General features: G+C 68.6%; 15 protein-coding genes. 7 read left to right on the top strand and 8 right to left on the bottom strand.

The genetic code is table 11. From position 1 onward, the window contains the following. Positions 1-93 precede the first annotated feature (93 nt). The 5 genes from C1M51_RS17380 to C1M51_RS17360 all read left to right on the top strand — a co-directional run bounded on the left by C1M51_RS17380 (position 94) and on the right by C1M51_RS17360 (position 5015). Positions 94-912 carry a quinoprotein dehydrogenase-associated SoxYZ-like carrier gene (locus C1M51_RS17380; protein ID WP_129451761.1) on the top strand — a complete coding sequence of 273 codons (819 nt, stop codon included), beginning with the start codon at positions 94-96 and terminating at the stop codon, positions 910-912. Between the two features lie 4 nt (positions 913-916). After that, positions 917-2212, top strand: a complete 1296-nt coding sequence (soxC, locus tag C1M51_RS17375) for a sulfite dehydrogenase (protein ID WP_207207772.1) — start codon at positions 917-919, stop codon at positions 2210-2212. Further along, a complete protein-coding gene (locus C1M51_RS17370; RefSeq protein WP_129452252.1) occupies positions 2205-2747 on the top strand; it encodes a c-type cytochrome in 543 nt (180 codons plus the stop codon). Before soxC ends, C1M51_RS17370 begins: the two co-directional genes overlap by 8 nt. 204 nt (positions 2748-2951) lie before the next feature. Further along, positions 2952-4286: a DEAD/DEAH box helicase gene (locus C1M51_RS17365; protein WP_129451759.1), complete on the top strand. Its 1335-nt coding sequence runs from the start codon at positions 2952-2954 to the stop codon at positions 4284-4286. A 192-nt stretch (positions 4287-4478) separates the two neighbouring features. Beyond that, positions 4479-5015, top strand: coding sequence for a hypothetical protein (locus C1M51_RS17360; RefSeq protein WP_129451757.1), 537 nt, complete (start codon positions 4479-4481; stop codon positions 5013-5015). Between the two features lie 82 nt (positions 5016-5097). Here C1M51_RS17360 and C1M51_RS17355 read toward each other — a convergent pair whose 3' ends face one another. The 3 genes from C1M51_RS17355 to yaaA all read right to left on the bottom strand — a co-directional run bounded on the left by C1M51_RS17355 (position 5098) and on the right by yaaA (position 7102). Further along, positions 5098-5310 carry a hypothetical protein gene (locus tag C1M51_RS17355; protein WP_129451755.1) on the bottom strand — a complete coding sequence of 71 codons (213 nt, stop codon included), beginning with the start codon at positions 5308-5310 and terminating at the stop codon, positions 5098-5100. 121 nt (positions 5311-5431) lie between these two features. Next, a complete protein-coding gene (locus C1M51_RS17350; protein WP_129451753.1) occupies positions 5432-6301 on the bottom strand; it encodes a 2OG-Fe(II) oxygenase in 870 nt (289 codons plus the stop codon). Between the two features lie 27 nt (positions 6302-6328). Continuing rightward, positions 6329-7102 carry a peroxide stress protein YaaA gene (gene yaaA / locus C1M51_RS17345; protein WP_129451751.1) on the bottom strand — a complete coding sequence of 258 codons (774 nt, stop codon included), beginning with the start codon at positions 7100-7102 and terminating at the stop codon, positions 6329-6331. A 73-nt stretch (positions 7103-7175) separates the two neighbouring features. Between yaaA and C1M51_RS17340 the strand changes: the two genes are divergently transcribed. Next, positions 7176-7592 (top strand): YchJ family protein, encoded by a 417-nt coding sequence (locus C1M51_RS17340; RefSeq protein WP_129451749.1) that lies wholly within the window; start codon positions 7176-7178, stop codon positions 7590-7592. A 10-nt stretch (positions 7593-7602) separates the two neighbouring features. Here C1M51_RS17340 and ahpF read toward each other — a convergent pair whose 3' ends face one another. The 5 genes from ahpF to C1M51_RS17315 all read right to left on the bottom strand — a co-directional run bounded on the left by ahpF (position 7603) and on the right by C1M51_RS17315 (position 12539). Further along, complete coding sequence (ahpF, locus tag C1M51_RS17335) at positions 7603-9174, bottom strand: alkyl hydroperoxide reductase subunit F (protein WP_129451747.1); 1572 nt, start codon at positions 9172-9174, stop codon at positions 7603-7605. 152 nt (positions 9175-9326) lie between these two features. Next, a complete protein-coding gene (gene ahpC, locus C1M51_RS17330; RefSeq protein WP_129451745.1) occupies positions 9327-9890 on the bottom strand; it encodes an alkyl hydroperoxide reductase subunit C in 564 nt (187 codons plus the stop codon). Positions 9891-10015: 125 nt separating this feature from the next. Further along, positions 10016-10597 carry a DUF3501 family protein gene (locus tag C1M51_RS17325; protein WP_129451743.1) on the bottom strand — a complete coding sequence of 194 codons (582 nt, stop codon included), beginning with the start codon at positions 10595-10597 and terminating at the stop codon, positions 10016-10018. 25 nt (positions 10598-10622) lie between these two features. Continuing rightward, complete coding sequence (locus C1M51_RS17320) at positions 10623-11972, bottom strand: (Fe-S)-binding protein (protein ID WP_129451741.1); 1350 nt, start codon at positions 11970-11972, stop codon at positions 10623-10625. Positions 11973-12119: 147 nt separating this feature from the next. Then, positions 12120-12539 (bottom strand): rubrerythrin family protein, encoded by a 420-nt coding sequence (locus C1M51_RS17315; RefSeq protein WP_036231269.1) that lies wholly within the window; start codon positions 12537-12539, stop codon positions 12120-12122. A 275-nt stretch (positions 12540-12814) separates the two neighbouring features. Between C1M51_RS17315 and C1M51_RS17310 the strand changes: the two genes are divergently transcribed. Continuing rightward, positions 12815-13540, top strand: a complete 726-nt coding sequence (locus tag C1M51_RS17310; RefSeq protein ID WP_375136155.1) for an IclR family transcriptional regulator — start codon at positions 12815-12817, stop codon at positions 13538-13540. The last annotated feature ends 33 nt before the right edge of the window (positions 13541-13573 follow it).

Here is a 13573-nt window from a genome sequence, read left to right as displayed (position 1 = left end):
GCGGGGATCAGGGATCAAACCACTGACAAGCGCCGCTCCTGGGCGCATGATCCGACGATCGAACAGCCCTCGATGGCGCTCCTGGAGACACGCATGACGACCCTCACCCGAAGGACGCTCCTCGGCTTGGCAGCCCTGGGCCTTTACGCCGGCCCGGCCTCGTCGGCCAACGACAACGCCGACAACGAGCGCTGGCAGGCGGTGCGCAAGTCGCTGTTCGCGGACCGCCCGATCTCCGAGGACGCGCGCGGCATCGTCGAACTCGACACCCCGGTCCGGGCGGCCGACGCGGCGGTGGTGCCGATCGCCATCCGGACCCAGCTGGTGCAGAGCCCGGCGCGCTACATCCGCAAGCTCTGGCTGGTGATCGACGGCAACCCGTCGCCGGTCGGCGCGGTGTTCAGCTTCACACCCGACAGCGGCCGGGCCGACCTGGAAACCCGGGTGCGCATCGAGGAGTACACCCACGTCCGGGCCATCGCCGAGCTGAACGACGGCCAGCTGGTGATGGACAAGCGCTTCGTCAAGGCATCCGGCGGCTGCTCGGCACCGGCCGGCAAGGACCTCGCCGAGGCGATGGCCTCGATCGGCCGGATGAAGCTGCGCGTCGAGGGCGAACCGGTCACCGGCCAGCCGGCGCTGGCGCAGCTGATGGTGAGCCACCCCAATGTGTCCGGCCTGGCGATCGACCAGCTCACGCGCCTGGCGCCGCGGCCACACTATGTGCGCAGCATCAGCGTCACCTATGCCGGCCGGCCGGTGATGAGCGCCGACGTCGATTTCACGATCAGCGAGAACCCCTCGCTGCGCTTCTACTTCGTGCCACGCGGCGACGGCGAACTGAAGGCCCAGGTCGTCGACAGCAGCGAGCGCACGTTCGAAAGCGTGCTCCCCGTCCACTCGAAGTCCTGAGGCCGTGGCGGACACGCCCGGCCCGCCCGGCGATGCGCTGCAACCGGTGGCCGGCGGCGGCCTGCTGGGCCGGCGCGCACTGCTGACGCGCGGGCTGGTGCTGGCCACGGCCGGCAGCGCGGCCGCACCGCTGCAGGCGGCCGCTCCGGCGGGCAGCGCCGGCGATCCTTCCCCCCCATGGATGCACACGCCGGGCCGCCCGTTCACGGTCTACGGCCAGCCCTCGAAGCACGAGCAGCAGGTGATCCGCCGCATCAGCGGCAACCGCCTGCTGCCGGGCAACGGCGTGTCGCTCACGCCGCTGGAGGAGCTCGAAGGCATCATCACGCCGACCGGCCTGCATTTCGAGCGCCACCACAACGGCGTGCCCGACATCGATCCGGCACGGCACCGCCTGCTGATCCACGGCCGTGTGAAGCGTGCGCTGAGCTTCGGTGTCGACGACCTGCTGCGCTACCCGATGCGCTCGCAGCTGCTTGTGCTGGAGTGCGGCGGCAACAGCAACGCGGGCTGGCATCCCGAGCCGATCCAGCGCCCGGTCGGCTCCTTCCACGGCCTGGTCTCGTGCAGCGAGTGGACCGGCGTGCCGCTCTCGCTGCTGCTCGACGAGGCCGGGATCGAGCTGCGCACCGCCTGGGCCGTGGCCGAGGGTGCCGATGCCTTCGCGATGAACGTGAGCCTGCCGGTCGCCAAGCTGATGGACGACGCGATCGTCGCGCTCTACCAGAACGGCGAGCGCCTGCGGCCCGAGCACGGCTACCCGCTGCGGCTCATCGTCCCCGGCTGGGAAGGCGTGCTGAACGTCAAGTGGCTCAGGCGGCTGCAGTTGAGCGAGCAACCGCTGATGGCGCGCAACGAGACCGCGAAGTACACCGAGCTGCTGCCCGACGGCAAGGCGCGCATGTTCACCTTCGTGATGGAGGCCAAGTCGCTGATCACCTCGCCCTCGCACGGCCAGCACCTGCGCGGGCCCGACGTCTACGCGATCAGCGGACTGGCCTGGAGCGGGCGCGGCCGCATCCGGCGCGTGGAGGTGTCGGCCGACGGCGGCCGCAGCTGGGCCGACGCGGCCCTGCAGGATCCGGTGCTGCCGCGCTGCATGACGCGCTTTCGGGCCGCCTGGCAGTGGGACGGCCGACCGACCGTGCTGAAGAGCCGCGCAACCGACGAGACCGGCTATGTGCAGCCCGAGCGCAGCGCCCTGGTGGCGCAGCGCGGCACCAACGGCTACTTCCACTACAACGCCATCGTGTCCTGGGCTGTCGACGAGGAAGGCAGCGTGCGCCATGTCTATGCGTGAGCCGCGTGCGCTGGCCGTCGGGCTGCTGCTGGCGTGGGGCGGCGGCGCTGTGGCGGCCGAGGCTCTGCAGGTACCGCGGCTGGGCCGGCCGGTCGACGCGCAGGAAGTCGCCCGCTGGGACCTCAGCGTCTTTCCCGACGGCCGCGGGCTGCCGGCCGGCCGCGGCAATGCCGTCGAGGGCGCCGTCCTGTTCCGCCAGCACTGCGCCGCCTGCCATGGCGCCAGTGGCCGCGGCGCGAGCGCCGAGGAACTGGCCGGCGGCACCGAGCCGCTGACCAGCGCCACGCCCGACAAGACCATCGGCCTCTACTGGCCCTACGCGACGACGGTCTTCGACTTCGTGCGCCGCGCCAAGCCGATGACGGCGCCCGGCAGCCTGAGCGCCGACGAGGTCTACGCGCTCACTGCCTACCTGCTGTACGCCAACGGCCTGCTCGGCGAGACGGACGAGATGGACGCAAGGTCCCTGCCGAAGCTGCGCATGCCCAACCGCGACGGCTTCATCGGCATCGACGCGGCGCTGCCGCCGCGCTGACGGCCGCCGTCGGCGCGGGCCGTGCCCAACCTCGCGGAACCCAGGGCTTCCACGCTGTCCCCTACAATGGTGGCCGCAGCGCGCAGTTCCAGTCCTTGCGCTGCAGTCGATTCCGACCTCTTCCCCCTTCAGGCCTCCGACTGGCGCACGTGCTTCGCACGCCGCGGCAGGCCGACTCGATGCCCGCATCCGGGCACCTCATTCATGTCCTTCAAAGAACTGGGGCTCGCCGAGCCCCTGCTGCAAGCCATCGTCGACGCCGGCTACGAGACGCCCACGCCGATCCAGAAGCAGGCCATTCCGGCCGTCATGCTGGGTGGCGACCTGCTCGCCGGCGCCCAGACCGGCACCGGCAAGACCGCCGGCTTCGTGCTGCCGATGCTGCACCGCCTGATGGCCAGGCCGGCCGTCAAGGACGCCCGCGGCAAGATCCCGGTGCGGGCGCTGATCCTCACACCGACCCGCGAACTGGCGGCGCAGGTGGAGGAAAGCGTGCGCATCTACGGCAAGCACGCCAAGCTCAGCTCGATGGTGATGTTCGGCGGCGTCGGCATGCAGCCGCAGATCGACCGCCTCAAGCGCGGCGTCGACATCCTCGTGGCCACGCCCGGCCGCCTGCTCGACCACCACCAGCAGCGCACGCTGGACCTGAGCCACGTCGAGATCTTCGTGCTCGATGAGGCCGACCGCATGCTCGACATGGGCTTCATCCACGACATCAAGAAGGTGCTGGCGATCGTGCCGAAGCAGAAGCAGAGCCTGCTGTTCAGCGCGACCTTCAGCGACGAGATCAAGACCCTGGCCGACCGCCTGCTGAACAGCCCGCAAGTGATCGAGGTGGCGCGCCGCAACAGCACCGTCGAGACCATCGCTCAGAAGATCCATCCGGTCGACCGCGACAAGAAGAAGGAACTGCTGGCCCACCTGATCAAGAGCCAGGACTGGCACCAGGTGCTGGTGTTCTGCCGCATGAAGCACGGCGCCAACCGCCTCACCGAATACCTGAACGACCAGCGCATTACCGCGATGGCGATCCACGGCAACAAGAGCCAGACCGCGCGCACCAAGGCGCTGGCCGACTTCAAGAGCGGCGCGCTCCAGGTGCTGGTGGCGACCGACATCGCCGCGCGCGGCATCGACATCGACCAGTTGCCCCACGTCGTCAATTTCGAGTTGCCCAACGTGTCCGAGGACTACGTGCACCGCATCGGCCGCACCGGCCGCGCCGGCGCCCTGGGCGAGGCCGTGTCGCTGGTCTGCGTCGACGAGGACGGGTTCCTGCGCGACATCGAGAAGCTGATCAAGCGCAGCATCCCGCGCGAGGTCGTGCCCGGCTTCGAGCCCGATCCGCGCGCCGTGGCCCAGCCGATCCAGATCGGACGGCAGACGCTCAACGGCGGCCTGCGCTCTGGTGGCGGCGGCCGGAGCGGCGCGGGTCGTCCGGCGGGCGGCGGCGGCCGAGGCGGTCCGCGCAGCGGCGGCGGTGGCGGCGGCGCTCCGCGTGGTGGCCACGGCGGAGGCGGCGGCCGCAGTCGCTGATTTGCGACAGGGCGCGATGGCGCCCACGGCCGGCTCCGGAGCGGGTGCTTCGGTCTCGGCCCAGCGAAACCGGGGCCGGGAGAACGGCGGCCCGAGAAACAACGCCGACGCGTCCATCGATTGCACACAGCGATTGCATTTGGACGCGCCTCGTCACAGCGTGCCGGCGCGCGCGGACCTAGAGTCCGCGCGATGAAAACCAACTTCGACCTCTCGCCGCGCTGGAGCACCGCGTGGTCCGGCACCGACATCGTGGTGCGGCGCAACGCCAGTGAGGTCGATCGGCTGCACGCGCCTGACATCCGGCGCATCGTCTTCGTGCAGGCCGCCGGTGCACAGGGCTCGGCCGATCCCGCTTTTGCGCTGGTCGAACTGGAAGCCGAGTTCGTGGTCTTCCCGACCGAGACCGGCTTCGCCGGGCGCGTCCATTTCGAGCGTCAGGCCTTCTGGGCCGCCAAGGCGTGCACGTACTGGACCAACACCGTCACCGCACGGCTGCCGACGCATTGCCTGCGCCGCCGCGGCTTCATGCTCGCGCGGCGCAGCCCGCGCTATGGCCGCGTTCCACGCGCCGAACTCGATGCACTGGTGGACCAGTGGCTCATCGAGGGGCCGTGCAGCTGGGACGAGCGCCGCTGGCAGCGCTTCGAGCGCTCGATGCCGTTCGCCCACATCGACACACGGCGCGACACGATGCCCTCGCGCCTGCAGGAACCGCAGCAGGGCTGAGGGAGGGCCGCGGTCGGCCGCGACCGGTACGCCTCAAGAGAAGAGGCCCGCAAGCGCGGGCCTTCATTCTTTGTGCCGACGTTCAGGCCGTGGGCTTGGTGGCCGCCGCCTTCTTGTGCTTCTTCTTTGCCGCGGTCTTCTTCGCGACCGCCTTCTTTTCCGTCTTCGCCGGCGCGGCCGTCACCGCAGCGGATGGCGTCGCGGCAGGCGCTGCGGGTGCAGCGGGCGCCGCGGTCTGGGCCTGGGCGCCCAGGACGATCAGTGAAGCAGCGAGACCAGCAATCAGCTTGTTCATTTGGGGCAACTCCTCGAAGGGTGAATGAGCGACAGGCTCCTTCACTCAACGGCCCGCCCGGCGGCAACGGCGACGCCCGGCGGCGGCGTTCAGGCCGGCGTCAACCGCCGCAAGCCCGGCGTCAATCGAAGCGTCCGACGCGCAGCCACTTGGTCGCCACCCACTTGTCGCCTTCCAGCACCGGCGCGCCACCGTGCAGGCTGCGGGTCGAGGGGTGCGGCCGGTCATAGCTGAAGAACACGGCATGCCCCTTGAGCGGCGTGATCTCGAGCCCGATGTCCGGGAAGGTGGTGCCACCGCCCCGCGTTGGGGTATTGAGGTAGGTCACCAGCGTCGCCACCCGCTGGCCGCCGCGCTGCAAAACAGCCGGGGTGCCGGGCTGGTCGGGGTCGAAGTAGTCGTAGTGCGGCTTGTACTCGGCGCCCGGCCGGTAGTGCAGCACCTGCAGGCCCTCGCCGTTCTCGACCGGCCAGTTCAGCAGCGCCGCGATGCGGGCCTCGAAGCGCGCGCACACCGGGTGTTCGCCGCGCGTGAAGAACATGCCATCGCTGGTGCGGGCGGCGTTGACCTCGCTGGCGCCGGTGGCGGTGTCGACCGTGTGCGACCGCGCCAGCCGTGCGCCTGCGAGTGCCACGATCTCGTCGCATTCCGCGTCCGACAGCAGGCCGGAGAAGACGATCACGCGCGGATCGCGCATCGCCATCACCACGCGCACCTCGCGATCGTGTGCCCACAGGGTGGCCGGCGCACCGTCGAGGAAAGGCTCGGGCACCCGCGCGGGCGGTGGCAGAACGTGCTGCCGGCTACCCGCCTCGACGATATCGCGCAGCACGATCTCGAGCACGTCCAGCGCGGCATCCTCCTCCCAGCCGCTGGCCTTCATGGACGCCAGCAAGGCTTCGGGCGTGTGCCCGGCGCGTGCCTGGTCGGTGACCCAGTCACGCATCTCGCGGGTGATGTGGGGCGCGCTACGGGTGGGAGTTGCACTCATCGGGCCGTCGATAGCGTTGCGGGGACGTCAGGGCAGGCGGCGACGGAACACCATCCGGTCGGGTTCGCTTGCCGAAGCATCGAAAGCATAGCCCTCGAGATCGAATCCGGCCAGCGCCCGCGGCGATCGCGCGCGGTGCTGGGCCGCGTAGCGCACCATGAGTCCGCGCGCCCGCTTGGCGTGGAAGCTGATGATCTTGTAGGCGCCGCCCTTCCAGTCCTGGAACACGCAGTGCACCACGCGCGCGCGCAGCGCGGTGCGATCGACCGCCTTGAAGTACTCCTCCGACGCGAGGTTCACGACCACCGGCGCGCGCTGCCCGGCGAGGCGCTCGTTCAGGTGCTCGGCGATGCGCGCGCGCCAGAAGGCATAGAGATCCTTGCCCAGCGGGTTGGCAAGCCGCGTCCCCATCTCGAGCCGGTAGGGCTGCAGGCGGTCCAGCGGTCGCAGTACGCCGTACAGGCCGCTCAGGATGGCCACGTGCTCCTGCACCCAGCGGACCTGGGGCCGGCTCAGTTCGTGTGCGCCCAACCCACCGTAGACGTCACCGTCGAAGGCGAACAGCGCGGGCTTGCTGTTGGCCGAGGTGGGACGCGGACTGAAAGCGGCATAGCGGGCGACGTTGAGCGCGGCCAGCGGCTCGCTCAGGTCCATCAGCTCGGCGATGCCGCGCTCGTCATGCTGGCGCAGCAGCCCGATGAGTTCGCCGGCCGCGGCCGAGAAATGCGGCACACCGGCATCGGGCACCGGCGCGGGGCGTTCATAGTCGAGCGACTTGGCGGGAGACAGGAGGAACAGCATGGTGGATGCGGTGCGGCGAAGCGCGAAGGGTAGCAGCGCCGGTGAAGCGGCCGGCCGCGTTAGGCTCGGCACCATGACCGCCGACGCGAAGCAAGCCGACGCCGCCTCACGCTGCCCCTGCGGCGGCGGCGCCTACGACCGCTGCTGCGGGCGCTATGTCGAAACGGCGCTCCCCGCGCCCGACGCCGAGGCCTTGATGCGCTCGCGCTACAGCGCCTTCGTGCTCGACCGCCGCGAGCACCTGCTGGCGACCTGGCACGCTTCCACCCAGCCGACGGCGATCGAGCCGCCCGAACCAGGACTGCGCTGGCTGGGGCTCGAAGTGCGCCGGCACCGGCTCACCGGACCCGACGCCGCCGAGGTGGAGTTCGTCGCCCGCAGCAAGCTGGCGGGCCGCGCCCACCGGCTGCACGAGCGCAGCCGCTTCGTCCGCGAAAACGGCCGGTGGTTCTACGTGGACGGCGAACTCGATCCGCCGTCCCCGGGCTGAAGCCGGCGCGTCAGGCGAGCGCCGGCGCTGTCGAGCGGATCAGGTGGTCGAAGGCGCTCAGCGCCGCTTTCGAGCCCTCGCCGAGCGCGATCACGATCTGCTTGTAGGGCACGGTCGTCACGTCACCCGCCGCGAACACACCAGGCACCGAGGTCTGGCCGCGGGCATCGACGATCACCTCGCCGTGCTTGGACAGTTCCACCGTGCCCTTGAGCCAGTCGGTGTTGGGCAGCAGGCCGATCTGCACGAACACGCCCTCGAGCGCCAGCTGGTGCACCTCGCCGGAGGCGCGATCGGTGTACGTCAGGCCATTGACCTTGTGCCCATCACCGGTGACCTCGGTCGTCTGCGCCTGGGTGATGACTTTCACGTTGGGCAGGCTGTGCAGCTTGCGCTGCAGCACCGCATCGGCGCGCAATTCCGCGGCAAACTCGAGCAGCGTGACATGCGCCACCACGCCGGCCAGGTCGATCGCGGCCTCGACGCCGGAATTGCCACCGCCGATCACCGCCACGCGCTTGCCCTTGAACAGCGGCCCGTCGCAGTGCGGACAGTAGGTCACGCCCTTGGTGCGGTACTGCTGCTCGCCGGGCACGTTCATGTCGCGCCAGCGCGCGCCGGTGGCGATGATCACCGTGCTCGCCTTCAGCACCGCACCTCCCGCGAAATGCACTTCGCTCGGTTCGCCCGGCTGACCGGGAACCAGCGCCTCGGCACGCTGCAGGTTCATGATGTCCACGTCGTAGGCCTTGACGTGCTCCTCCAGCGCGACCGCGAACTTCGGGCCGTCGGTCTCCTTGACCGAGATGAAGTTCTCGATCGCCAGCGTGTCCAGCACCTGGCCCCCGAAGCGCTCGGCCGCGAGTCCGGTGCGGATGCCCTTGCGTGCCGCGTAGATGGCCGCGGCCGCGCCGGCCGGGCCGCCGCCGACGATCAGGACGTCGTACGGCGCCTTGGCGCTGAGCTTCGCGGCCTCGCGCTTCACGGCGCCGGTGTCGAGCTTCGCGACGATCTCTTCCAGGCCCATGCGGCCCTGGCCGAAGCTCTGCCCGTTGAGGAAGATCGTCGGCACGGCCATCACCTGGCGCTGTTCGACCTCGGCCTGGAACAGCGCGCCGTCGATCGCCACGTGGCGGATGTTCGGGTTCAGCACCGCCATCAGGTTGAGCGCCTGCACGACGTCAGGGCAGTTCTGGCAGCTCAGGGAGAAGAAGGTCTCGAACAGGTAGTCGCCTTCGAGTCCCTTGACCTGCTCGATCACCTCCGCCGCCGCCTTCGAAGGGTGGCCGCCGACCTGCAGCAGGGCCAGCACCAGCGACGTGAATTCATGGCCCATCGGCAGGCCGGCGAAACGCAGGCCGATCTGCGCGCCCGGACGGTTCAGGGAGAACGAAGGCTTGCGCTCGGCGTCGTCGCGGCGCACCGAGAGCGTGATGCGGGCCGAGAGTTCGGCGATGTCGTTCAGCAAGGCCAGCAGTTCCTGCGACTTCTCGCCTTCGTCGACCGAGGCCACGATGTCGATCGGGTGTTCGACCTTGTCGAGATAGCTCTTCAGTTGGGTCTTGAGGGCAGTGTCCAGCATGGTGGCTCGTCCTTGCAAAATTCTTGGGAAAGGCCGTCCCGACGCCCGGGCCTCGTGCGCCCGGGCGTGCGGTCCGGCGCTCGGCCGGGGTCAGGGGTTCCGGCTCCGCGGACCGGCTTCGATCGGAAGCGGACCGCGGCGAACGCGGTCGCTCAGATCTTGCCGACGAGATCCAGCGAGGGCTTCAGCGTCTCGGCGCCTTCGGTCCACTTGGCCGGGCAGACTTCACCCGGGTGCGCGGCGACGTACTGCGCGGCCTTGACCTTGCGCAGCAGTTCCGCGGCATCGCGGCCGATGCCGTTGTCGTGCACTTCGATGATCTTGATCTTGCCTTCGGGGTTGATCACGAATGTGCCGCGATAGGCCAGGCCTTCCTCTTCGATCAGCACCTCGAAGTTGCGCGCCAGCGCGGCGGTCGGGTCACCGACCAGCGGGTACTGCACCTTGGAGATGGTGTCCGAGGTGTCGTGCCAGGCCTTGTGCGCGAAATGCGTGTCGGTGGAGATGCCGTAGATCTCGACGCCGAGCTTCTTGAACTCCGCGTAGTGGTCGGCCAGGTCGCCCAGTTCGGTCGGGCAGACGAAGGTGAAGTCGGCCGGGTAGAACACGAACACGGACCACTTGCCCAGCAGGTTCTCGTTGCTGACCGGCACGAACTTGCCGTTGTGGTATGCGGTGGCCTTGAAGGGCTTGACTTCGGTGTTGATCAGGGACATCGGGAGCTTCCTTATCGGGACAGGGTTGAGAGATACCGCGCCCAAATAGTAATGCGACCCCGTTATCCACTTTATTCATAGACTAAATCAAGCCCATCTGAAATTGCTATCAAACCGACCGCAGCTCAGCGCAGGTCGCCCGCCAGGCTGGCCAGGGTTTCCGGCGGGATGCCGGTGTGCGCAGGGTAATTTCGGTGGTCGCACCCCAGCTTCACAGCGGCGCCGGCCCGGATGGCCTCGATCGCGACCCGGGTGAACTCGAAGCGCAGGAAGTGCACCGAGGAGGTTTTCTCCTCGGTCTCCCGGTCCAGGTCCTCGTCGGCGATCGCATAGACGCGTTGCAGCCCTTCCGGCTCGACGAACATCCGATCCTCGATGCCGATCAGGCGCGCCAGTTCTCGCTTGCGCTCGTGCGCGTCAGGGTATTCGATCAGCATCGTCGCCTTCCAGTTGCCACCGTCCGGCACGAGCGGCGCATAGGCGTCGATCTCGGCCTGGATGCCCGCCTCGTCGAAGATCTTCTCGATGTGCAGCATCTCCTGGATTTGACGGCGGACGGTGCGCTCGTCCTCGAACTGCACGCTGAGGTGCTCGCCGAGGCGCACCGTGCGCAATCGACGGTGCGCGATCGAGCCAAGCTTGCCGGTCTGGCGGACCTTGGCATAGGCCTCGAGCGACATCAGGCTGTCTCTGGGAATGGTCGTCATGGCGATCTGTCCTCGCTGCGCGGGGTCACAGCCCGTAGGCGGTTCGCACCAGGCTGAGCGGATGCAGGAGCCTGGCCGCAGGGAACCCGCCCGCCGCCATACCCTGCGCGATGTGGTGTCCGGCCAGCTGGCAGTCGGAGCTGATGTAGTCCGGCTCGTCCTTGGCCATGCTCTTGAAGACCGGCCGCCCGATCTTCATCGCGATCGGGTGGTAGGGGGTCTTCACGCCATACGTGCCCGCGTGGCCCGAGCAGCGCTCGACCGTGTTGAGCTGCACGGCCACCGTCTGGCCGATGAGCTTGAACATCTCCTCGGTCTTCTTGCCGATGTTCTGCACGCGGCCGTGGCAAGGAATGTGATAACTGACCTTGCCGAGCGCCTGCTTGAAGTCGGTCTTCAGCAGGCCGTCGCGGTGCCGGGCGATCAGGTACTCGAAGGGATCGAACATCGCCTCCTTGACGAGTTGCGTGTCCGCGCACGCGGGGAACATCAGCGGCAGTTCCTGCTTGAACATCAGGGTGCAGCTGGGAATGGCGCTGAGGATCGCGTAGCCCTCCTTCGCATACCTCGCGAGAACCGGCATGTTCGCGGCCTTGTGCGCCGCCACGGCATCGAGGTCGCCGAGTTCCAGCTTGGGCATGCCGCAGCACTTCTCCTTCTCGACCAGCACATAGGGAATGTCGTTGTGCTCGAGCAGCTTGACCAGGTCGTGACCGATGCCGGGTTCGTTGTAGTTCACGTAGCAAGTAGAGAAGATCGCCACCTTGCCCGGCGTGCGTTCCCCGTTCGTGACCACGGTGGCACGGCCCTGCCGGCTCGCCGACCAGCGGAAGCGGCTGCTCGCGAGCTCCGGCAGCCAGGCGTCGGGATGCACCTGCAGCGCCGAATCGAGCAGCTTGCGCATCGGCTTCGTCTTGTTCAGCGCGTTGGCCACCTGGACCACCACCGGGATGCCGGCGAACTGGCCGTGCACGTCGGTCGAGGCGAGCAGCTTCTCGCCCGCGCCGACACCGCCCTTCTTGAACTTGATCGCCTTCGCCCGCAACATGGTGTGCGGGAAGTCCAGGCCCCACGGATGCGGCGGCACGTAGGGACATTTGGTCATGTAGCAGAGGTCGCACAGGTAGCACTGATCGACGACCTTCGCGTAGTCCTGCTTCGCGATGCCGTGCACCTCGCCATCGTCGGTGGCATCGACCAGATCGAACAGGCTCGGAAAGGCCTGACACAGGCTCACACAGCGGCGGCAGCCGTGGCAGATGTCGAAGACGCGCTCGAGCTCCTTCTCGCAGGCCGCCTCGTCGTAGTACTCGGGGTTCGTCCAGTCGATCGCGTGCCGGGTGGGGGCCTCGAGATTGCCCTCGCGTGTGCTCATCCGGGGTTCTCCTGTGGACCAAGGGCTTCCCGCGAGGGAAGGAACGTCGAATCGCGAGCGCAAGGCACGCACACGAGCGCCGAGCGGGGCGCGGCGCTCCGCTCGACGCTCGCTGCGGCGGCGACGCTACGCGCCACCGCCGGCTGCTCAATCGACCAGTGCGTCCAGCGCCTTCTGGTAGCGGTTCGCGTGTGAGCGCTCGGCCTTCGCCAGGGTCTCGAACCAGTCGGCGACCTCGTCGAATCCCTCGTCGCGCGCCTGCTTGGCCATGCCCGGATACATGTCGGTGTACTCGTGCGTCTCGCCGGCGACGGCGGCCATCAGGTTCTGGCGGCTCGAACCGATCGGCAGCCCGGTAGCGGGGTCGCCCACGGCCTCGAGGAACTCGAGGTGGCCATGCGCGTGGCCGGTCTCGCCTTCGGCGGTGGAGCGGAACAGCGCCGCCACGTCGTTCTGGCCCTCGATGTCGGCCTTGTTCGCGAAGTAAAGGTAGCGACGGTTCGCCTGCGATTCCCCGGCGAACGCGTCCTTCAGGTTCTGCTCGGTCTTGGAGCCCTTCAGTTGCATGTCGATCTCCTTGTCGTGCGTGTGCGATGGTGACCACGGAGCCTGGGGGCCCAGTGCGCGTCGACGGTAGAGGAGACCGGAGGCAACGTCCAATAGCGCGCGTCAATGCAGAGAATTGTGCGGGTTTACCTGAGGTCCCATGCCCCGTTGACATCGGAGTCGGCGCGTCGCTCCGCAGCGACGGCCCCCGAAACAGGAATCCGCCACGCTGAGCGACAATCCACGCTATGAAACGCACCGAAGCCCAGGCGCCGACCATCCAGGTGATGGAGCGCATGTTCTCGCTGCTCAACGTACTGGCGGCGCATCCGGATCCGGTCTCGCTGAAACACATCAGCGAACAGACCGGTTTGCACCCCTCCACGGCCCATCGCATCCTCAACGATCTCGCGATCGGTCGCTTCGTCGACCGGCCCGAGGCGGGCAGCTACCGGCTGGGCATGCGCCTGCTCGAGCTCGGCAACCTGGTCAAGGCGCGGCTGGACGTCCGGGAGGCTGCGATCGCGCCGATGCGCGAGCTTCACAAGCTCACGCACCAACCCGTGAATCTCTCGATGCGTCAGGGCGACGAGATCGTCTACATCGAGCGAACCTACAGCGAGCGCTCCGGCATGCAGGTCGTTCGCGCCGTCGGTGGCCGCGCCCCGCTGCACCTGACTTCCGTGGGCAAGCTGTTCCTCGCGCACGACGACGCCCAGCGGGTCCGGGCTTATGCCGCCCGCACCGGGCTCGCCGGCCACACGCGCAACAGCATCACCGAGTTACCGGCTCTGGAGCGCGAACTGGCGAAGGTGCTGCAGTACGGCAGTGCCCGTGACAACGAGGAACTGGAACTGGGCGTGCGCTGCATGGCCGCCGGCATCTTCGACGACCAGGACAAGCTGATCGCCGGGCTGTCGATCTCGGCCCCCGCCGATCGCCTGGAAGACAGCTGGATGGAACGGCTGAAAGCCACGGCGGCGCAGATCTCGGCGGCCCTCGGCCACCACGCCAAACCCTGAAAGGCTGATCGCCGGTGCGCCCCGCTGCAGCGC

Origin of the sequence: Methylibium sp. Pch-M (genome assembly GCF_004136295.1) — a bacterium.
GTDB classification, from domain to species: domain Bacteria; phylum Pseudomonadota; class Gammaproteobacteria; order Burkholderiales; family Burkholderiaceae_C; genus Methylibium; species Methylibium petroleiphilum.
The sequence above is the reverse complement of the archived record's forward strand: the minus strand, read 5'-3'. Positions and strand labels throughout refer to the sequence as shown.